Origin of the sequence: Alteribacillus sp. HJP-4, assembly GCF_042139015.1 — a bacterium.
In the GTDB taxonomy this organism is placed as follows: Bacteria; Bacillota; Bacilli; order Bacillales; family Marinococcaceae; genus JBHIKY01.
Window position 1 is genome coordinate 1 of the sequence record NZ_JBHIKY010000043.1, and the last position, 18,734, is coordinate 18,734.

20 protein-coding genes, 1 tRNA gene, 2 rRNA genes and 1 pseudogene are annotated in these 18,734 nt (G+C 47.5%); 19 read left to right on the forward strand and 5 right to left on the reverse strand.

All coding sequences use genetic code 11. From position 1 onward, the window contains the following. Positions 1-119 precede the first annotated feature (119 nt). The 6 genes from rrf (ACE4RR_RS20940) to ACE4RR_RS20965 all read left to right on the forward strand — a co-directional run bounded on the left by rrf (ACE4RR_RS20940) (position 120) and on the right by ACE4RR_RS20965 (position 4,964). Positions 120-236, forward strand: a 5S ribosomal RNA gene (gene rrf / locus ACE4RR_RS20940). Positions 237-507: 271 nt separating this feature from the next. After that, positions 508-855, forward strand: a complete 348-nt coding sequence (locus ACE4RR_RS20945) for a hypothetical protein (protein ID WP_375537383.1) — start codon at positions 508-510, stop codon at positions 853-855. Positions 856-1,329: 474 nt separating this feature from the next. Next, a complete protein-coding gene (pxpB, locus tag ACE4RR_RS20950; protein WP_375537384.1) occupies positions 1,330-2,073 on the forward strand; it encodes a 5-oxoprolinase subunit PxpB in 744 nt (247 codons plus the stop codon). Next, positions 2,054-2,833 carry a LamB/YcsF family protein gene (locus ACE4RR_RS20955; protein WP_375537385.1) on the forward strand — a complete coding sequence of 260 codons (780 nt, stop codon included), beginning with the start codon at positions 2,054-2,056 and terminating at the stop codon, positions 2,831-2,833. The genes pxpB and ACE4RR_RS20955 overlap by 20 nt, the downstream gene beginning before the upstream one ends. Continuing rightward, positions 2,826-3,794 (forward strand): 5-oxoprolinase subunit C family protein, encoded by a 969-nt coding sequence (locus tag ACE4RR_RS20960; protein ID WP_375537386.1) that lies wholly within the window; start codon positions 2,826-2,828, stop codon positions 3,792-3,794. Before ACE4RR_RS20955 ends, ACE4RR_RS20960 begins: the two co-directional genes overlap by 8 nt. Before the next feature lie 15 nt (positions 3,795-3,809). Further along, the gene (locus ACE4RR_RS20965) at positions 3,810-4,964 is read left to right on the forward strand and encodes a trans-sulfuration enzyme family protein (protein ID WP_375537387.1); all 1,155 of its coding nucleotides are present in this window, start codon (positions 3,810-3,812) and stop codon (positions 4,962-4,964) included. 75 nt (positions 4,965-5,039) lie between these two features. Here the strand turns inward: ACE4RR_RS20965 and ACE4RR_RS20970 are convergent, their stop codons facing one another. Further along, positions 5,040-5,180 (reverse strand): hypothetical protein, encoded by a 141-nt coding sequence (locus ACE4RR_RS20970; protein ID WP_375537388.1) that lies wholly within the window; start codon positions 5,178-5,180, stop codon positions 5,040-5,042. Positions 5,181-5,328: 148 nt separating this feature from the next. Between ACE4RR_RS20970 and rrf (ACE4RR_RS20975) the strand changes: the two genes are divergently transcribed. The 7 genes from rrf (ACE4RR_RS20975) to tsaD all read left to right on the forward strand — a co-directional run bounded on the left by rrf (ACE4RR_RS20975) (position 5,329) and on the right by tsaD (position 9,357). Further along, positions 5,329-5,445: ribosomal RNA gene (rrf, locus tag ACE4RR_RS20975) — 5S ribosomal RNA — on the forward strand. Between the two features lie 9 nt (positions 5,446-5,454). Beyond that, a tRNA-Met gene (locus ACE4RR_RS20980) sits at positions 5,455-5,531 on the forward strand. 188 nt (positions 5,532-5,719) lie between these two features. Next, positions 5,720-6,709 (forward strand): thiamine-phosphate kinase, encoded by a 990-nt coding sequence (thiL, locus tag ACE4RR_RS20985; RefSeq protein ID WP_375537389.1) that lies wholly within the window; start codon positions 5,720-5,722, stop codon positions 6,707-6,709. Positions 6,710-6,722: 13 nt separating this feature from the next. Further along, entirely contained in the window at positions 6,723-7,184 is a 462-nt protein-coding gene (gene tsaE / locus ACE4RR_RS20990) for a tRNA (adenosine(37)-N6)-threonylcarbamoyltransferase complex ATPase subunit type 1 TsaE (RefSeq protein ID WP_375537390.1), read from the forward strand. Then, the gene (tsaB, locus tag ACE4RR_RS20995) at positions 7,181-7,888 is read left to right on the forward strand and encodes a tRNA (adenosine(37)-N6)-threonylcarbamoyltransferase complex dimerization subunit type 1 TsaB (protein WP_375537391.1); all 708 of its coding nucleotides are present in this window, start codon (positions 7,181-7,183) and stop codon (positions 7,886-7,888) included. The genes tsaE and tsaB overlap by 4 nt, the downstream gene beginning before the upstream one ends. Further along, positions 7,881-8,354, forward strand: a complete 474-nt coding sequence (gene rimI / locus ACE4RR_RS21000) for a ribosomal protein S18-alanine N-acetyltransferase (RefSeq protein WP_375537392.1) — start codon at positions 7,881-7,883, stop codon at positions 8,352-8,354. Before tsaB ends, rimI begins: the two co-directional genes overlap by 8 nt. Continuing rightward, a complete protein-coding gene (gene tsaD, locus ACE4RR_RS21005) occupies positions 8,329-9,357 on the forward strand; it encodes a tRNA (adenosine(37)-N6)-threonylcarbamoyltransferase complex transferase subunit TsaD (protein WP_375537393.1) in 1,029 nt (342 codons plus the stop codon). Before rimI ends, tsaD begins: the two co-directional genes overlap by 26 nt. A 253-nt stretch (positions 9,358-9,610) precedes the next feature. Here the strand turns inward: tsaD and ACE4RR_RS21010 are convergent, their stop codons facing one another. Beyond that, complete coding sequence (locus ACE4RR_RS21010; protein ID WP_375537394.1) at positions 9,611-11,560, reverse strand: ABC-F family ATP-binding cassette domain-containing protein; 1,950 nt, start codon at positions 11,558-11,560, stop codon at positions 9,611-9,613. Between the two features lie 287 nt (positions 11,561-11,847). Between ACE4RR_RS21010 and ACE4RR_RS21015 the strand changes: the two genes are divergently transcribed. From ACE4RR_RS21015 to ACE4RR_RS21030, 4 genes are all read left to right on the forward strand, one after another. Beyond that, the gene (locus ACE4RR_RS21015; protein ID WP_375537395.1) at positions 11,848-12,492 is read left to right on the forward strand and encodes a redox-sensing transcriptional repressor Rex; all 645 of its coding nucleotides are present in this window, start codon (positions 11,848-11,850) and stop codon (positions 12,490-12,492) included. Between the two features lie 31 nt (positions 12,493-12,523). Next, positions 12,524-12,718, forward strand: coding sequence for a twin-arginine translocase TatA/TatE family subunit (locus tag ACE4RR_RS21020; RefSeq protein ID WP_375537396.1), 195 nt, complete (start codon positions 12,524-12,526; stop codon positions 12,716-12,718). A gap of 19 nt (positions 12,719-12,737) precedes the next feature. Next, positions 12,738-13,514, forward strand: a complete 777-nt coding sequence (gene tatC / locus ACE4RR_RS21025; protein ID WP_375537397.1) for a twin-arginine translocase subunit TatC — start codon at positions 12,738-12,740, stop codon at positions 13,512-13,514. Positions 13,515-13,601: 87 nt separating this feature from the next. Beyond that, positions 13,602-15,041 (forward strand): MDR family MFS transporter, encoded by a 1,440-nt coding sequence (locus tag ACE4RR_RS21030; RefSeq protein ID WP_375537398.1) that lies wholly within the window; start codon positions 13,602-13,604, stop codon positions 15,039-15,041. A 24-nt stretch (positions 15,042-15,065) separates the two neighbouring features. On the opposite strand, the gene ACE4RR_RS21035 is transcribed toward ACE4RR_RS21030, so the two are convergent. Together ACE4RR_RS21035 and ACE4RR_RS21040 are read right to left on the reverse strand one after the other, a co-directional pair. Continuing rightward, positions 15,066-15,272 carry a DUF4305 domain-containing protein gene (locus tag ACE4RR_RS21035; protein WP_375537399.1) on the reverse strand — a complete coding sequence of 69 codons (207 nt, stop codon included), beginning with the start codon at positions 15,270-15,272 and terminating at the stop codon, positions 15,066-15,068. Next, positions 15,269-15,994: a CPBP family intramembrane glutamic endopeptidase gene (locus tag ACE4RR_RS21040; protein WP_375537400.1), complete on the reverse strand. Its 726-nt coding sequence runs from the start codon at positions 15,992-15,994 to the stop codon at positions 15,269-15,271. The genes ACE4RR_RS21035 and ACE4RR_RS21040 overlap by 4 nt, the downstream gene beginning before the upstream one ends. 370 nt (positions 15,995-16,364) lie before the next feature. Here ACE4RR_RS21040 and groES point away from each other — a divergent pair, with 370 nt between their 5' ends. Together groES and groL are read left to right on the forward strand one after the other, a co-directional pair. Then, positions 16,365-16,649: a co-chaperone GroES gene (gene groES / locus ACE4RR_RS21045; protein ID WP_375537401.1), complete on the forward strand. Its 285-nt coding sequence runs from the start codon at positions 16,365-16,367 to the stop codon at positions 16,647-16,649. 56 nt (positions 16,650-16,705) lie between these two features. After that, on the forward strand, positions 16,706-18,355 hold the full coding sequence (gene groL / locus ACE4RR_RS21050) for a chaperonin GroEL (RefSeq protein WP_375537402.1): 1,650 nt from the start codon (positions 16,706-16,708) through the stop codon (positions 18,353-18,355). Positions 18,356-18,462: 107 nt separating this feature from the next. Here the strand turns inward: groL and ACE4RR_RS21055 are convergent. Further along, positions 18,463-18,606: pseudogene (locus ACE4RR_RS21055) on the reverse strand (tyrosine-type recombinase/integrase); the annotation flags it as partial. Between the last annotated feature and the right edge of the window lie 128 nt (positions 18,607-18,734).

Genomic DNA, 18,734 nt, shown 5'->3' on the forward strand with positions numbered 1-18,734 from the left:
GTCGAGGGCTTATCCAACGCAAAGGAAAGCGCCTCGTGACCAATCGGCTCTCTATTGATATTCGTTATCCAGTTTTGAGGGAATACATTTTCTCCGACAGGCACCGATGTGCCGCATTGTCCGGTGACGACAGCGAAGAGGTCCCACCCGTTTCCATGCCGAACACGGAAGTTAAGCTCTTCAGCGCTGATGATAATGAAGGGGCAACCCTTTGTGAAAGTAGGACGCTGCCGGGCACGATAGAAAAAGCCGCCAGAACTTCGAGTTCCGGCGGCTTTTTTTGTATGGGCTGCCTTCTGCCTTGGCTTCGAAAAGGGGGATACCTTCAAAGAGAAAGGGATAAGCTTGTGGTCCGGGGGAAAGAGTCAGCGCAACGCGGGATACATTCTCGCCATCAGGGGAAACGCGCCATGAAAGAAGTGAAAAGCTGCCACAAAGCGTGAAACGCCGCGCCAAGCGTGGATAAGCACACCGAAAAGGTGATATGCGCTCGGGAAGGGGGAAACCATGGAAAAGAAAGGGAAAAATGTGTCGTCCGGGGGAAACCCCACCCCGGGACGGGAAACGAGCGAGGTGCGGTGGAAAGTGGTAGCGCAAAGCGGGAAACGCCCTCAGCAAAAGGGGAAACACTCCCAGCGAGGAGTGAAAAGCTGCCCCAAAGCAGGAAACGCCGTCCCAAGAGTGGATACCCACTTCAAACATGGATATGTGCTCCGAAAGTGGGAAACGAGCTATCAAGAAGTGAAATCTGCTTCGATAACGGGAAACCACAGAAAAGAAAGGGATAAATGTGTCTTCCGGGGGGAAACCCCACCCCGGGACGGGAAACGAGCGAGGTGCGGTGGAAAGTGGTAGCGCAAAGCGGGAAACGCACTCGGCTCCGGTGGAAACGCGCCATGAAAGAAGTGAAAGCTGCCCCAAAGCGTGAAACGCCGTCCCAAGAGTGGATACTCACTTCAAACATGGGAAATCTGCTTCGATAACGGGAAACCAATGAAAAGAATGGGATAAATTTGTTCTCCAGGGGAAAACCAACCCCGGGACGGGAAACGAGCGTGGTGCGGTGGAAAGTGGCAGCGCAAAGCGGGAAACGCCCTCAGCAAAAGGGGAAACACTCCCAGCGAGAAGTGAAAAGCTGCCCCAAAGCGTGAAATGCCGCCCCAAGAGTCGATAATCACTCCAAGCAGGGGATATCCATTCCGCAAGCGGGGAACCGAGAAAAGAAAGGAATCTATGCCCTAGACACGATTCATAAAAAACGATTACCATGGTAATTATAAAGTACCTTCCTCATTAACCGTAATCGAAGTATGAAGGGATGTTTTCTGTATGAAGGTTGAAAGCTACACGTATGGCGATCAGGCGATCAGAGTTGTATTTGGAGATAAAATTCATGAATCGATCAGCAATGAAATAAGGAAGTTCTGCTATAAACTGGAGCAGGCACACCTCCCTGAAGTTATAGAATGGGTTCCTTCCTTCACCGCTGTAACGATTTATTTTGACCCGATTAAAACCGATGCACAATCAATCATGCAGAGTGCACAAGAAATAATGACCTCATCTAACGATATAAGCCTCCCAAAGGCAAGCGTCTGTGAAATTCCGGTTTTCTATGGTGGTGAATATGGGCCGGATCTGCGAAAAGTAGCGGAAAATAATAAGCTTACTGAAGAGGATGTTATCAACATACATACGAGTCGTGCTTATCTGGTGTATATGATCGGATTTACTCCAGGATTTCCTTATCTGGGGGGGATGGATGAGTCAATTGCGTGTCCGCGGCTTGATACACCGAGAAAGTTAGTTAAGGCAGGGTCGGTCGGTATTGCCGGTTCGCAGACTGGAATGTATTCGTTGGACAGCCCGGGAGGCTGGAATATCATTGGTCGTTCCCCCGTTGAGCTTTTCCATAAGAAGCGGACACCGCCGGCCCTGCTTCAACAGGGCAATTATGTTCGTTTCTATCCGATTGATGAAAAGACATACCGTGACATCCGGGAGAAAAGTGAGAATGGTGATTATACCCCTGTATGGAGAGAGAAGGAGGATCATGATGAAGCAATGCATTGATTTAAATTGCGATCTTGGAGAGAGCTTTGGAATATATACACTTGGTCAGGACGAGGAAATCCTGAAACTTGTGACTTCTGCAAATATTGCCTGCGGCTATCATGCCGGAGATCACCGCGTAATGGCGGAGACCGTTGATCTTGCTAAGGCTTCCGGTACAGCTGTTGGAGCCCACCCCGGTTATCCGGATCTTGCTGGCTTTGGGAGGCGTGCCATGAACATAGATCCAGAGGAAATCTACGACCTGGTGATATATCAAATTGGCGCCCTGCAAGGATTTTGTCAATCGAAGAAAGTCTCAATGCAGCATGTAAAACCGCATGGCGCATTATACAATCATGCCTGTGCTGATCAGGAGGCCGCAGAAGCCGTTGCAGAGGCAGTGGCTGCCGTAAATCCTGGACTGCTGCTTTATGGATTGTCTGGAAGTGAATTAATTAAAGCAGGGGAGAAAAAAGGGTTGAAGACGGTAAATGAAGTCTTTGCTGACCGTACGTACATGACAGATGGAAGTTTGACGCCCAGAAGCCATGCCAAAGCGCTTATTCACGATAAACAGGAGGCAGAACACAGGGTGATTGAGATGATCTCTTCGCAGCAGACAGAAGCACTGGACGGCTCGCTTGTGCCGTTGCAGGCTGACACTATATGTGTGCACGGCGATAAGCCGGAAGCACTTGATTTTGTGAAACAGCTGCATGAAGCTTTTTCGAGAAATAATATTACAGCGAAAGCTCCAGGAGAGTTCAGTAATGAATAAAGTGAAACTGTGCCGGGTAAGAAAACCGGGTATGTTCACCACGATGCAGGATGCAGGCCGTACCGGCTATCTCAGCCAGGGACTGCCGCCGTCCGGAGCGATGGATCATTATGCATTTACCGCGGCAAATCTTCTCGTTGGCAATCATCTAAAAGAAGCGGTTTTGGAGATGACGTTAACGGGTCCTGAATTGATATTTGAAGAACGGGCGATGCTTGCTTTAACCGGAGGAGATTTTCAGCCCCGTCTCAACGGAAAACAGGTTGATATGTGGACATTATTTCAGGTGGAAGCTGGAGATGAATTGACGTTCCGCGGTCCCAAAAGTGGTGCCAGACTTTATCTGGCGGTTGCCGGCGGCTTTCATGGAGACTCGTTTCTCAACAGTCAATCTACCTATGTGAAGGCAAAAGCAGGCGGTGTAAATGGAAGGACTCTCGAAGAAGGAGACGAGCTTTATTTTCATGTGCCTGAATGGCCGGATAATAAACGGGCTAGGCTGCATTTTGAGCTGATTCCGGCTTACGAGGATGAGCAGACGATCCGGGTTGTGGAGGGACCTGAAGAATCTGCATTTACCGAAGAAGGCCTGGACCATTTTTACAACTCCGCCTACACGATTACAAATAACGCTGATAGAATGGGATACCGGCTTGAAGGTAAAAAAATCACCCACAAAAATGGAGCTGATATTCATTCGGATGCGATCGTTTTCGGGACCATTCAGGTTGCGGCGAACGGCCTGCCAATTATACTCATGGCGGACCGGCAGACGACTGGAGGATACACGAGAATAGCCAATGTGATTACTGTTGATCTTCCGAAGCTTGCCCAAATGAAGCCGGGCCAAAAAGTCTATTTCAAAAAAATAGAGGTGAAGGATGCAGTAGAAGCAATGCGTGCCGAACGCAAACAATTTTCTAACCTTGCCTTTGCAATTCATGATATGATGTCCGAGTGAGAAGGGGGATTTTAAGTGGACCTTAAATTCAACACCCGCGCTGTTCATTTTCAGACAGATGACGGGGAAAAAAATAAAAGCAAAACAAAGCCAATCTATCAAACCTCTGCGTTTACCTTTCAGGATCTAGATGATATGGAGGAGTATTTCCAGGGAAACAAAGAGCACTTATATACACGCTACAGTAATCCTAATACCGATGATCTTGGAAGAGGAGTGGCAAATCTTGAAGGAACGCCGGCAGGTCTTGCTGCCTCCTCTGGTATGTCAGCTATTCTTGTCGGGGTGCTTGCTTCGGTAAAGCCGGGCGAGCACATGATTGTGCCGATGGATTTATACGGAGGCACCTATCAGCTTTTTCAGCAGGAGCTGCAGGAATGGGGAATATTAGTATCAATTGTAGATTTCAATGATCATGAAAAAATCATCAGCGAGATTACAGACAAGACCAGGTTAATTTATGCTGAAGCTGTCACAAATCCGCTTCTTCGAAAAGAAGATACAAGGGCGCTCGCAGCCATTGCAGAACAGCATCAGCTGAAACTGATGATAGATAACACCTTTCCCACCCCTTATTTTTACAGGCCTTATGAGCTTGGAGCAGATCTGGTAGTCCACAGCGCGACAAAATATATCGGCGGACACAGCGATGTTACCGCCGGAGTGCTGGCCGGGGATGAAAATCTGATCGCCAAAGCCAAAAAGAGGCTGATCAGCATTGGGGCTAATCTCAGCCCCTTTGAGTCATGGCTTGCGTGCCGGGGGTTAAAGACTCTTTCAATAAGAATGAAGCAGCAGGGAGACAATGCGGCGGCGCTTGCAGATTGGTTTAGCCAAAACAGTCCGGTAAAAGCCGTTTATTATCCGGAAGACCTCTCTGACAAAGGCAACGGTGCCATGGTAAGTATCGATTTAGGGGAAAAGTACGATGTTAAAGCATTCTTCCAATCGCTCGGCTGGATAAAAATTGTTCCGACGCTTGCAGGAGTGGAAACGACCGTCTCATATCCGTTAAATACATCCCACCGTACCGTTCCGGAAGAGATCAGGCAGAGTCTGGGCATCACGGCGGGTACCGTCAGAATTTCTGTCGGCATTGAGGATGCAGGCGATATTATTGATGGATTTGCAGAAGCACTGAAGGCGACCAAAAAACTAATAAAGAACTGACTCCAAGGGAGTCAGTTCTTTTAGTAGTATAGGAAAAGCGATAACTTCCCCCATTTTTACCTAAAAGGAAAATATTCAGCTTTTGATGAGATAGTTCATCATACTTTGATAAATATGAATGTTGTCTGTAAGAATAAAAACAGGCAGAAAGATAAAAGTGAGCACGACCGCTACATTGGCTAATAAAAAGCCTCTTACATACCTGCCGCTGTTCATAATAACTACCCTCCTTAATAGTTTAAATATTCTTATAATTAATGTAACACAATAGACACATTTTCTCAATAAAAATTCATATTAAAGGTTGCGTCCCACGAATCAGCATGTTATATTATAAAAGTGACGTTGAGACGACACATATTAATACGGTGACGACAGCGAAGAGGTCACACCCGTTCCCATGCCGAACACGGAAGTTAAGCTCTTCAGCGCTGATGATAATGAAGGGGCAACCCTTTGTGAAAGTAGGACGTCGCCGTGTTGCCCATATCGCGGGGTAGAGCAGTCTGGTAGCTCGTCGGGCTCATAACCCGGAGGTCGGAGGTTCAAATCCTCCCCCCGCAACCAAATTTACTAACACAAAAGCCTTTCTAAGAGGGCTTTTTTTTATATTCTGCAAAAGTTTATCTTTTTGAAACGGGAATTGGACTAGTTCGGGCGGTGTATGGAAACGGACGAGTATTTTTAATGAAAATGCTTTTTGCTATATAATACGATACAATAGGATAAGATTATGACAGACAAGGAAGATTTTCATGCCTGAAGATGAGTTTGAATGGATTCGGAAACATATGCCTGATCGTTATCATCAGGCTGGGCTGATTGAAGGTATCGGAGATGATGCCGCTCTTTATGAGCCGGATCGAAATAGAATTGAGATTATTTGTGTAGATACGATGGTAGAGGGAATTCATTTTCGCAAAGACACGCTGAGTCCGGAAGATATCGGCCATAAAGCACTCGCCGTAAACATTTCAGATGTGGCTGCGATGGGTGGTTTTCCCGTCTTTTATGTTGTGTCCATGGCGATTCCGCCGCAGTGGACGGATGAGGATCTCTCCGGCATTTACAGAGGCATGAAGCACCTTTCGGATAAGTATGAAGCAGATATGATCGGTGGCGATACCGTTTCCTCTCCGCACGATCTTGTGATTACTGTGACCGTAACCGGTTATACAGAAAAAAACACGAGACTGCTTCGCCGAAATGCCCGTCCCGGGGATGTCGTGTTTATAACAGGACCGACTGGCAGATCAGCCGCCGGCCTGAAGCTTCTGCTGGATAAAGGCAGGCACGCATTATATACTGCCACAGAAAAAATGTTAATCTCTTATCATCAGCGCCCGCAGCCTAGAGTAAAAGCCGGGAGGATAGCCGCGGACCTGAAGTCAAGAATTTCACTAAATGATATAAGTGATGGACTTGCAAGTGAGGCATGGGAAATTGCAGAAGCAAGCGGTGTAAAGATCTTGTTGAATGAAGCACAGCTCCCTGAAGCTGATGAGCTTAAGGGGTTTCCGGTTGGACAGCGCCTGGATTGGATGCTCTACGGTGGGGAGGATTTCGAGCTTATCGGTACAATTCCTGCTGCGGACTGGCCGAGACTTCAGAATATGATGGCTGCAGCGGACCAGCCGGTTTTTAGTATCGGTGAAGTTACAGAAGGGCCAGCATCGGTGATTTTGAATACGAAAATCGGTAAAGATGAGAAATTAACAAAAAAAGGATATAATCATTTTAAATAGAAGGTGAACTACATTGAATTCTTTTCAAGCCCGGACTTCCTCTCCAGAGGAAACGATAAAGCTGGCAGAAGAGCTTGGAAAAAAGCTGAGCGCTGGGGATGTAATTACACTCGCCGGCGACCTTGGCGCCGGGAAAACCCATTTTACTAAGGGGATTGCTGCAGCTCTGCAGGTTCAGCGTACGCTGAACAGTCCGACGTTTACGATAATGAAACAGTACGAAGGGACACTCCCGCTTTATCATATGGATCTTTACCGTTTAGGAGAAGAGGAAGCAGAAGAGCTGGGCCTTGAGGAATACTTTGAAGGTGCCGGAATCTGCGTGATTGAATGGTCAGAGAAATTAACGGAACTGCTGCCGACGCAGAGGCTTCATATTGATATAAAAAGAGAAGGGGACTCATCCCGGCTTCTTGAGTTCTGCCCTCACGGGGAGCGGTTTGATTTGCTTTGCAAGGAGATGCAGATGAAATGAAAATGTTAGCAATCGATACTTCCACCTACGTACTTAGTGTGGCGCTGTCGGATGATGGCACCATCGTGGGTGAGTATACGACGAATTTAAAAAAGAATCATTCGGTCCGGCTGATGCATGCTATAGATGATCTTCTTCAAGGCACAGGCACTGCGGCAAAGGAGCTGGACGCGATTGCCGCGGCAAAAGGCCCTGGTTCCTACACTGGTGTTCGGATCGGCATTACGACTGCGAAATCACTGGCATGGTCGCTCGGTATTCCGGTGTACGGCATCTCCACTCTTCACATGTATGCCCAGAACGGCAGAGGTTTTGCCGGCATGATATGTCCATTTATAGATGCGAGAAGAGATCAGGTGTATACGGGGCTGTATGAAAGCAGAGGCCGCTATGCAGAAGTAGTGCAGAAAGACCGGATCATCCTGCTTGAGGATTGGCTTGAGGAGCTGAAGCACGTTAATGCTCCGGTTCTTTTTCTCAGCCAGGACAGTGATAAGCATAAGGCTTCAATCGTAAAAGCTTTAGGGACGAACGCTTATTTCGGAGATGCGCGCGAACAGCTTCCTCATGCTTCCGCCATGTTTTCAATAATTCAAAAAGAAGGCGGTTCAATCGATCCCCATCATCTTGTTCCGGAATACGCCCAGCTTGCGGAAGCAGAGAAAAAGTGGCTTGCTGCGAAAGAAGGAGTCTCCCATGAGTAAACAGGCGGAGGTTCGGTTAATGAAGGAAGCGGATATTGAAGGAGTGCTGAGAGTCGAGCATAATGCGTTTCAGCTCCCCTGGACGAGACAGGCGTTTATGAATGAGCTGAAAAACAACCAATTTGCCCATTACCTTGTGGCAGAAAAGAATGGAATAATCGTAGGGTACTGTGGTGTTTGGATTGTCATTGATGAAGCTCATATCACCAATATTGCGGTTCATTCCTCAAAACGCGGTCGTCAAATTGGGGATGACCTGCTTATCCATGCGCTTGAAATGGCTTATACGTATGGAGCCAAAACGATGTCGCTTGAGGTGCGGGTCAGCAATGAGGTAGCGCAGGCCCTTTACGACAAACATGGGTTTCAGCCTGCCGGCATCCGCAAGAATTATTATACAGACAATAACGAAGACGCTTTAGTAATGTGGGTGAATTTACATGAACAACGAAGAATGCAATCTTAAAGAAAGTATGATATTAGCGATTGAAACGAGCTGTGATGAAACAGCGGCAGCGGTAATTCAAGATGGGGAGACGATTTTATCCAATATCGTCGCTTCTCAGATTGACAGCCATAAACGCTTTGGAGGTGTTGTTCCTGAAATAGCCTCCCGTCACCACGTCGAGAGTATCACGCAGGTGGTGGAGGAAGCGATGGAAAAAGCGGAAGTGTCCTTTGAGGATCTTGATGCGGTGGCTGTGACGGAAGGTCCGGGGCTGGTTGGGGCGCTGCTGATCGGTGTGAATGCTGCGAAAGCGATTGCGTACGCACACGATTTACCTCTTATTCCGGTGCATCACATTGCCGGTCATATTTATGCAGCGCGGCTCCAGGAGAGGTGGGAGTTTCCTGTGCTTGCCCTGGTCGTGTCAGGAGGGCATACAGAGCTCATTTTAATGAAAGAAGAAGGAGAGTTTGAGGTTATCGGAGAGACGCGTGATGATGCGGCAGGAGAGGCGTATGACAAAGTGGCACGGACATTGAATCTTCCTTATCCGGGCGGACCGGAGCTCGATAAGCTTGCCAAGCAGGGTTCTCCAGTCATTAATCTGCCAATTGCCTGGCTCGAGAATGATTCCTACGACTTTAGCTTCAGCGGCTTAAAATCAGCAGTTATTAACAAACTGCACAATGCGGAGCAGCGAGGGGAAACAATTGCACCGGAAGATCTGGCCGCAAGCTTTCAGCAGAGCGTCGTCACCGTGCTGACTGAAAAAACGAGAAAAGCGGCTGCTTCCTACGGTGTGCAGCAGGTAGTAATGGCCGGAGGAGTCGCTGCCAATACGGGCCTGCGCGAAGCAATGAAAGAAACATTTGCCGACTCGGAAATTACGTTGACGATTCCACCTCTTTCTCTTTGTACAGACAATGCGGCAATGATCGGGGCAGCAGCTCATATCGGGTGGAAAACTAAAACCTTTGCCGAATTGCATTTAAATGGTATCCCTGGCCTGGCCCTCACATAAGAGCCAGGTCTTTTGTATGAATTTCTGTTAATAACATTATTGTGGATAATGTGGATAAGCCATAGGAAAATTGATTCAAAGGGAGTATCCCTGTGTACGGTTATTCTGTGGATAAGTTAGTGATTTTGTGAATAAGTACAAAAAGTCCTGCTAAATGTGCGGAAATCTGTTGATAAAACTGTGGACAATGTGGATATTTCACTAAATTTGTAAATAAAAATAGAGCAGCCTTGAAAGCTGCTCTAATTAATTCCTATACTTCTTCGGTTTGAAGGGCTTCCCACGTTTCCATGAGACTTTCGAGCCTCACCTGAAGGGAATCAATTTCCTGCTGAACGAGCGCGGCTTTTTCGTGATCCTCATAGACTTCGGGGGTGAGCATGTCTGCTTCATACTGGGCAAGCTGCTCTTCAAGCTCTGCTATATCTGCTTCGGTATTTTCGATATCGCGCTGGCGCTTACGGGCGAGCTTTTTCGCTTCTTTTCCCTGAAAATGCTTTTCTTTATCGGAGTCAGCACCAGCCGTTTGTTCAGAACTGTCCTTTTGCGGCTGTTGGTGTGCCCGCAGAGCTTCCCGTTCCCGTGCTTCTTCTTTTTTCATCAAAAAATAATCATAATCCCCGAGATATTCTTGGAGGCCGTTATGGTTCAGCTCCACTATTTTCGTGGCCATCCGGTTAAGAAAGTAGCGGTCATGAGAGACAAACAGCAGTGTACCGGGATAATCGAGGAGCGCCGATTCAAGAACTTCCTTGCTGTCGAGATCAAGGTGGTTGGTAGGCTCGTCAAAAATAAGAAAATTAGCCTTTTGCATCATCAGCTTCGCGAGAGCGAGCCGGGCCTTTTCCCCGCCGCTCAAATCATAGACCTGCTTTAATACATCCTCTCCGCTGAATAGAAAATTTCCGAGGACAGTTCTAATTTCTTTTTCCGGAGTAAGAGGGTAGTCATCCCAGAGCTCATGCAGCACATCCTTGCGTGAATCGAGGCCTGCCTGCTCCTGATCGTAATACCCGACACTGATTTTACTGCCGAGCCGGATACTGCCGGAATCAATGTTAAGGCTGCCTGCAATAGCTTTTAAGAGTGTGGATTTCCCCGCTCCGTTCGGACCGATGAGACCAATGCTTTCTCCTCGTTTAATCGAGAGAGTCAACTGTTCAATGATGGGAGGATGGCTGCCGTAGGAAATGCTGATATTCTGCAGCTGCAGCACATCATTTCCGCTCTGCCGGTCAATTTCAAACGAAAACTTCGCTGATTTCAAAGCGCCGTCCGGTCGGTCGAGCTGATCCATGTTTTCGAGTTTTTTGCGGCGGCTCTGGGCACGCTTTGAAGTAGAAGCACGGGCAATATTGCGCTGCACAAAATCCTCGAGCACGGCCCGCTCCTTCTGCTGCTTCTCAAACGCTTTTAATTCCTGTTCAAAGCGGTTCGCTTTTTCGACTAAATATCTGCTGTAATTGCCGTGATACAGGGCGGCTTTCTGCCATGCCACTTCATATACCTTGGTGACTATGTTATCCAAAAAGTAGCGGTCGTGCGAGACAATCAAAACGGCTCCGGGATAGCTGGATAAATATTGCTCAAGCCAGCGAAGAGTATCGATGTCAAGATGGTTAGTGGGCTCATCAAGTACGAGAACATCTGGTTTGGACAACAGCAGCTTCCCTAGCGCAAGCCTTGTTTTCTGTCCGCCGCTTAAGGACGAGATCGATTCATTATAGTCAAATCCGGAAAAAGATAAACCGGATAACACACCACGGATATCCGCTTCATATTGATAGCCTCCGCCGGAGCGGAACGCATGCTGCAGCTCATCGTATTCCTTCGAAACCCGCTCAAAGGAATCAGGATCTGTATTCACTGAAACAGCGGCCATTTTTTCTTCGAGCGTCCGAAGTTTTTTTTCCATCTTTCGTAAAGAAGAAAACACCGTCAGCATTTCCTCCCAGATGGAACGATCCGACTGCAGGCCGCTGTGCTGATCGAGATAGCCGAGCTTTGTTTCCTTAGGAATAATGACGTCCCCTGTATCGTAGCCGAGCTGGCCGGATATGATTTTTAAAAGCGTGGATTTCCCCGCCCCGTTTCTGCCGACCAGTGCGACACGCTCTTTTTCTTTTATTTCCATTTTTACGTCGCGGAGAATCGTCTCCGCCCCATATGATTTGCTTACGTTTACACATTGAAGTACGATCATTTTCGACATCCTTTATGAACCATTCTGCTGTTTTCAGTCTATCGTATTTTCAAAAAAAACGCGATGTATCCCGCATGAAAAGTATGAATCACTCGATTTTTGGCAATATAGTGAACAGGTGCTCCGGAAATAATTCTTCCTATTACATATGGAGCGATTATAGTGTACAATAGACAAGTAGTAAAAGCAGATCCAACTACTGTAGAACGAGCATTTTGTGATCAGCTGCCCCAGTGGCGGCAAGAAACTGTCGAATCGTAGAACCCGATGGAATGTTGGAGGCTGCAATGAATATAGACCAGCAAAAAATACCACAGGCAACAGCAAAGCGGCTGCCGCTGTATTACCGGTTCCTCGAGAACCTTCATGCCTCAGGGAAGCAGCGCGTCTCCTCGACCGAACTGAGTGAGGCTGTCAAAGTGGATTCCGCTACGATCCGCCGGGATTTTTCCTATTTCGGCGCCCTCGGAAAAAAAGGTTACGGATATAATGTTCACTATCTGCTCTCCTTCTTTCGGAAAACACTTGCCCAGGACGAAGTGACGAAGGTGTTTCTCATCGGAGTCGGAAATCTCGGCACTGCCTTATTGAAATACAATTTCTCGAAAAGCGACAACACTCAAATAGTCTCGGCTTTTGATGTGAATGAAAAGGTAATCGGAAACGAAATAAGCGGTGTTGAAATCCATCACCTTGATCAACTGCCGGAGGTGCGGGGCAGCATGGACGCGCCGGCAGCCATATTAACTGTCCCGGCAGAAGCCGCGCAGGCCACAGCCGAAAAGCTGGTGAATGCCGGTATTAAGGGAATCCTGAATTTCACTCCGGCACGACTGACGGTCCCGGATCACGTCCGGGTTCATCATATTGACTTATCGGTAGAACTGCAGACACTTGTATATTTTTTAAAGAATTACCCTCTCGACAGCTGAGAAGGATCATTTTAAGTTGGAGGTGGCCTGAATGCCCGGCCCAATGAGTATAGTATTGATTGTCGTTGCTGCATTATTGATTTTCGGTCCGAAAAAGCTTCCGGAGCTTGGAAGAGCAGCCGGAAACACCCTGCGTGAATTTAAGCACGCAACCAAAGGACTTGCCGACGATGATGACGACGATAAGAAGAATAATACGCAATCCAATTCAAGCAGTGATAAGTAATAGTTAGGCGGGAAAAATGATGGCTGAGAAAAACATGTCCGTCGTCGACCATATGGAAGAGCTGCGCCGCCGGATTCTGTTCGTAGGAGCATTTCTTCTCGCCGCAATGATACTCGGGCTGTTTCTGGCGCCGGGTATTATTTCTTACTTGCAGAGCACGCCGGAAGCAGAAGATTTTCCGATGAACGTCTTTAAGCTGACGGACCCCTTGAAATTATATATGAACTTTGCTTTTTTTATAGGCTTAATCGTCGTGTTTCCGCTTCTTTTATTCCAGCTCTGGGCTTTTATTTCCCCGGGACTGATGGAAAAGGAACGGAAGGTGACACTTGCATATATACCGGTCGCGACATTATTGTTTTTCGGCGGCCTGGCATTTGCCTATTTTATTTTGTTTCCGAATGTTATTTTGTTTCTAAGCAATCTTTCCGATAGATTGAACGTGACAGAGCAGTACGGCGTTAACGATTATTTTGCCTTTTTGCTTCAGCTGACGCTGCCGTTCGGTTTTTTGTTTCAGCTGCCGGTCGTGATTATGTTTCTCACCCGGCTCGGGCTTGTCACGCCTGCCTGGCTGCGCCATGTCAGGAAGTACGCCTACTTTGCACTGCTTGTCATCGCAGGATTCATTACTCCGCCGGAGATTGTCTCCCACGTGATGGTCACGCTGCCGCTGTTTATTCTCTACGAAATCAGTATTCTCGTCTCACGCTTTTCGTATAAAAAAGTGTTAAAAGCAGAGCAGGAGAAAATGGAGCAGTGGGCGAAGGAAGATAAAGAACGAAATATTAAATAAACAGAACCCGGTTTCCGAACCGGGTTTTTTATATGATATAGTATAGAGATATATTATTTCGCAAGACGAAATGTTGGGTGAGGAGTAATGAGCAGGATTTCTGGAAAATGGCTGATTGTCATTTCGTTGTTAATGGGCACCTTTACGATGATTTTGAATAACAGCATGCTCAACCCTGCGCTGCCGCTTTTTATGGAGGTATTCGATTCGGACGCCGTCGCAGCCGGCTGGATCATTACCATTTTTATGGTGGCGATGGGGATGACAATGCCGGTGACAGGCTACTTAGGGGATAAATTCGGCAAGAAAAAAATATACTTAACCGGGCTTGCGGTATTCACGCTCGGCTCGTTTCTTGGTATTCTTTCCTGGTCTCTCGGATCCCTAATTTTTTTTCGGGCGGTCCAGGGCATCGGCGGCGGGATGATGATGCCGCTTTCGATGGCTTTGATTTTTGAAGCATTCCCCCGGAAAGAGCGGGGACTTGCTACCGGTGTGTGGGGAATTGCAGCGATGATGGCGCCAACGATCGGACCGACAATCGGGGGACTCATCGTAGAATTCTCAAGCTGGCACTACTTATTTATTGTAAACCTGCCGTTTGGGACGGCTGCCTTTTTGTTTGCGCTGAAGTATTTAAAGGATACGGGGACAAAACCCGGCATCCGCTTTGACCGCTCGGGCTTTCTGCTAGTGACTGCCGGCGTGGGCTCCGTGCTGTTTGCATTGGGCCGAATCTCAGAGCTCTCCCATCTCGTTCAACCGCTTAATCTTCTGTTGATTTTTACCGGACTGACAGCACTCTATCTCTTTGGAAAGGTCGAAAAGAAAGTGGAGCAGCCGCTTCTCGACCTTTCGATTTTCCGGATTGGTGCCTATTCGCTCAGTGTGTATATCGCAGGACTTTCTAGTGTCGGATTATTCGCTGGAATATTCTTGATTCCGCTGCTCGTGCAATCTGTCTATGGATATGGAGCGATTATGACAGGTCTCGTGTTTCTGCCGACCGCACTGATGAGCGGCATTTTCATGAACATCGGCGGAAGGCTGCTGGACAAAGGAAAGGCAACACTCGTAGTGACAGCAGGAGTACTTCTCTTAGGCTCTGGAACGATCGCGCTCTCGTTCATTTCCATCGAAACCGCACTCGTATGGGTGTTTATCTGGATGGCTCTGCGCGGGATGGGAATGGGAATGGCCAGCATGCCGGCAACGACCGCCGGTATTAACTCAATACCAGAGGAGGATGTCTCACGCGGATCCGCTATGAATAACGTGTTCCGGCAGATGAGCAACGCGCTCGGAATCGTATGTGTGTCGGTATACTTTGAAGTAAGACGCACCCAGCTCTTTGCGGCTCAGGCTTCTATGGAGGAAGCGAGCTTTCAGGCGATCACCGAAAGCTTTTTCATCGTCGGGCTTATTACCATACTTTCCATTCCGGCTGCATTTTTCCTTGGACAAAAGGCGAAGGCCGCCCAGAGTCAGCTTGAGGTCATAGAAAAAGAAGCCAGATCCCGTTTATAAAACAGGAGCTGGCTTCAATACGTTTTATTTTTTATTATTATCTTTTTTCTCGGCAGCACTGCCGACACGGAAGTAACGAATGCCCATCATAATATCCACCGCGGCTACTGCCGCAAACACTACCGCCATCAAGCCCCACGATTCCGTGCTGACCTGCTGGATGGCAAGATAAATAAAAAGTCCGGCCAGGGCAAAGTAAATCATGCCGAGCAGGGAAGGTGACATCCTCATAAAAACAGACCTCCCAGTATCATTTGCATTTTTTCAAATTCCTCCTGCATTTCCTGGAGCTTGTCGCCTAACAGCACCTGTACGATCACCGCGTATCCGTTCATGGCAACGTGAGCTGCAATCGGAACGATAATCCGGCCGGTTTTTACATATAAAAAGGAAAATGTAAATCCGACAGCTGTATATATTAAGATATGCGTGAAATCAAAATGTACGAGTGCAAAGATGACTGAGCTGAGTAAAGCAGAAATAAAGAAATTCAGCCGTTTATAAAAGGCACCGAAAATAACCTTCCGAAAAACAATTTCCTCTAATATTGGACCAATAACGGCCACAACAACAGAGAATGCTGGTATCATCTTTACCATATCAAGAATTTCCTGTGTATTTTCCGAGCCAGGTTCAATTCCAAATAACGATGATTCAATCGCAATCGCCCCAAACTGAGCGATAAAGGCAAGGAATATCCCGAAAATCGTCCATTTCACCGCATGGCCGCCGCTCGTTTTACGGAGCTTACGGTGGTGCCGGTAGGATTTTTTCCGCTCCGGAACGAGAAGCAGTAAAATCAGCAGGAGCGCGAGGATAAAGCTGATCATATTCCATAAAGCAAAGCTGAAGGCACGGTCAAATTCAAAATTCAACAGCACAGGCACGCCGATCAGACCTGAAAATTGCATGCCTATGTAAAAAATCAAGATCCACCAATAGCGTTTGTTCAAGTTCGGTCAACTCCTCAGGTATACGATCTTCTCTTGATGTGCGAAAAAGCCGCATGCAGTGAGTATTGTATCATAACGAAGACAGAAACGAGAATAAAAGCGGCATGAACATCGTGTGAATAGAAAAAAATCTCTTCTATTTGTAAATTTAACGATTAAAGCTTCCATAAAGAGGGAACGTTTGACTGTGGGAATGCAAGAAAATGATAACGCTATTTTTTTAAAAAAAATTTGCGCTTCCTCTTGCAAAAACCAGCAGGAATGATTATCATAATAATTGGTGTTAGCACTCACCAGTACCGAGTGCTAATAAAGCAATAAAACGTCGGCGGCTCGTCCGCCGCGCAAATATTAAAGGAGGGTGTTTACCTTGTTAAAGCCTCTTGGCGATCGTATCGTGATCGAACAAATCCAGACAGAAGAAAAAACAACGAGCGGAATCGTACTTCCTGATTCTGCACAGGAGAAGCCGCAGGAAGGCAAAGTTATCTCAGTAGGAAACGGCCGTGTTTCTGATAACGGCGAACGCATTGCAATGGATGTAAATGCAGGAGACTCTGTTATCTTCTCAAAGTATGCAGGAACAGAAGTAAAATATGACGGAAAAGAATATCTAATTTTGCGTGAAAGCGATGTACTTGCAGTAATCGGTTAATCACATGATGTTAGGGTACGTCCCTACATATTCTATTTTCTCAGGAGGTTGAAATTATGGCTAAAGATATTAAGTTTCGCGAAGACGCCCGCCGCTCCATGCTGCGCGGTGTAGATGAACTGGCAAACGCTGTAAAAGTAACACTCGGACCAAAAGGACGTAACGTCGTTCTCGAAAAGAAATTCGGATCCCCTCTCATTACGAATGACGGTGTGACGATCGCAAAAGAAATCGAACTTGAAGACAACTTCGAAAACATGGGTGCACAGCTCGTATCAGAGGTTGCCAGCAAGACAAACGATATTGCCGGTGACGGTACAACAACGGCAACCGTTCTTGCTCAGGCAATGATTCAGGAAGGCCTGAAAAACGTAACTTCCGGTGCAAACCCAATGGGTATCCGCAAAGGAATTGAAGAAGCTACAAAAGTGGCTGTCGAAGAGCTCCGCAAAATCTCGAAGCCGATCGAAAGCAGCGAATCTATCGCACAGGTAGCTTCTGTCTCTGCATCTGACCAGGAAGTCGGCCAGATCATTTCTGAAGCAATGCAGCGTGTCGGTAACGACGGCGTTATCACAGTAGAGGAGTCCCGCGGCCTCGAAACAGAACTGGAAGTCGTAGAAGGCATGCAGTTCGACCGCGGCTATGCGTCTCCATACATGGTGACCGATTCCGATAAAATGGTAGCAGAGCTCGATGATCCGTACATTCTGATTACCGACAAGAAGATCACTAACATCCAGGAAGTACTTCCTGTACTTGAGCAGGTGGTTCAGCAGAACAAGCCGATCCTCATCATTGCAGAGGATGTAGAAGGCGAAGCACTTGCGACACTCGTAGTCAACAAGCTGCGCGGTACATTCAACGCAGTAGCAGTGAAAGCACCTGGCTTCGGCGATCGTCGTAAAGCAATGCTAGAAGACATCGCAGCACTCACAGGCGGCCAGGTGATCACAGAAGATCTCGGTCTTGACCTGAAATCCGCAACAATCGACCAGCTCGGACGCGCAGGCAAGGTTGTTGTTAATAAAGACGATACTACAGTAGTGGAAGGCTCCGGCGACCCGGCTAACATCTCTGCACGTGTCAGCCAGATCAAAGCACAGATCGAAGAAACTACTTCTGATTTCGACCGTGAAAAGTTGCAGGAACGTCTTGCGAAGCTTTCCGGCGGCGTGGCAGTAGTCAAAGTCGGCGCTGCTTCCGAAACAGAAATGAAAGAGCGTAAGCTCCGCATCGAAGACGCCCTCAACTCTACGCGTGCAGCAGTAGAAGAAGGCATCGTCTCCGGCGGTGGTACAGCTCTCATGAACGTTTACAAAACCGTTCAGGCTATCAATGCTGAAGGCGACGCTGCAACAGGCGTTAACATCGTTCTTCGTGCTCTCGAAGAGCCGCTTCGCCAGATCGCACAAAACGCTGGCCTCGAAGGCTCTGTTATCGTAGAGCGCATGAAAGGCGAGCAGATCGGAGTAGGCTTCAACGCTGCAACCGGCGAATGGGTGAACATGGTAGACGCAGGTATCGTCGACCCTACTAAAGTTACTCGTTCCGCACTCCAGAATGCAGCTTCCGTATCCGCAATGTTCCTCACCACTGAAGCAGTAATCGCTGACAAGCCTGATGAAGGCGACGGCGGCGGTGGCGGCGGTATGCCTGACATGGGCGGCATGGGCGGCATGGGTGGAATGGGCGGCATGATGTAATCATCCGCTCAAAAACCCAATGAATCAAGGGGTTTGAGTCACTAATATACTTGGAAAGTTGCCTGAGGGTAACGATAGGGTAACATTTTCTGAGTGTTGGTCTAAAATTAGAGGTTTTCCATTAGTTCTTTGAACTTTTGGGAAGCCTCTTTTTTCATATCTTTTGTTACATGCAGGTAAACATTTTTTGTCGTCGATTCGTCTTTATGCCCTAACCGCTCCATGATTTGCGAAAGACTTACTTCTGCCTCGGTGTCACCGTCAAGTCTTTTTGAACATATACTGCTCATTAATTTTGAACACTTTTCGCTTGAAACAAAGTTTCTCGATGTTTAATGCGGTGGCTGTTGCCATTTAAATGAATAACCTCCGAACGATG

Bases quoted from the DNA above. Each gene is read 5' to 3' on its own strand.
- ACE4RR_RS20945 (WP_375537383.1), top strand. From the start codon at position 508: ATGGAAAAGAAAGGGAAAAATGTGTCGTCCGGGGGAAACCCCACCCCG.
- pxpB (WP_375537384.1), top strand. From the start codon at position 1,330: ATGAAGGTTGAAAGCTACACGTATGGCGATCAGGCGATCAGAGTTGTA.
- ACE4RR_RS20955 (WP_375537385.1), top strand. From the start codon at position 2,054: ATGATGAAGCAATGCATTGATTTAAATTGCGATCTTGGAGAGAGCTTT.
- ACE4RR_RS20960 (WP_375537386.1), top strand. From the start codon at position 2,826: ATGAATAAAGTGAAACTGTGCCGGGTAAGAAAACCGGGTATGTTCACC.
- ACE4RR_RS20970 (WP_375537388.1), bottom strand. From the start codon at position 5,180: ATGAACAGCGGCAGGTATGTAAGAGGCTTTTTATTAGCCAATGTAGCG.
- thiL (WP_375537389.1), top strand. From the start codon at position 5,720: ATGCCTGAAGATGAGTTTGAATGGATTCGGAAACATATGCCTGATCGT.
- tsaB (WP_375537391.1), top strand. From the start codon at position 7,181: ATGAAAATGTTAGCAATCGATACTTCCACCTACGTACTTAGTGTGGCG.
- rimI (WP_375537392.1), top strand. From the start codon at position 7,881: ATGAGTAAACAGGCGGAGGTTCGGTTAATGAAGGAAGCGGATATTGAA.
- tsaD (WP_375537393.1), top strand. From the start codon at position 8,329: ATGAACAACGAAGAATGCAATCTTAAAGAAAGTATGATATTAGCGATT.
- ACE4RR_RS21010 (WP_375537394.1), bottom strand. From the start codon at position 11,560: ATGATCGTACTTCAATGTGTAAACGTAAGCAAATCATATGGGGCGGAG.
- ACE4RR_RS21015 (WP_375537395.1), top strand. From the start codon at position 11,848: ATGAATATAGACCAGCAAAAAATACCACAGGCAACAGCAAAGCGGCTG.
- ACE4RR_RS21020 (WP_375537396.1), top strand. From the start codon at position 12,524: ATGCCCGGCCCAATGAGTATAGTATTGATTGTCGTTGCTGCATTATTG.
- tatC (WP_375537397.1), top strand. From the start codon at position 12,738: ATGGCTGAGAAAAACATGTCCGTCGTCGACCATATGGAAGAGCTGCGC.
- ACE4RR_RS21030 (WP_375537398.1), top strand. From the start codon at position 13,602: ATGAGCAGGATTTCTGGAAAATGGCTGATTGTCATTTCGTTGTTAATG.
- ACE4RR_RS21035 (WP_375537399.1), bottom strand. From the start codon at position 15,272: ATGAGGATGTCACCTTCCCTGCTCGGCATGATTTACTTTGCCCTGGCC.
- groL (WP_375537402.1), top strand. From the start codon at position 16,706: ATGGCTAAAGATATTAAGTTTCGCGAAGACGCCCGCCGCTCCATGCTG.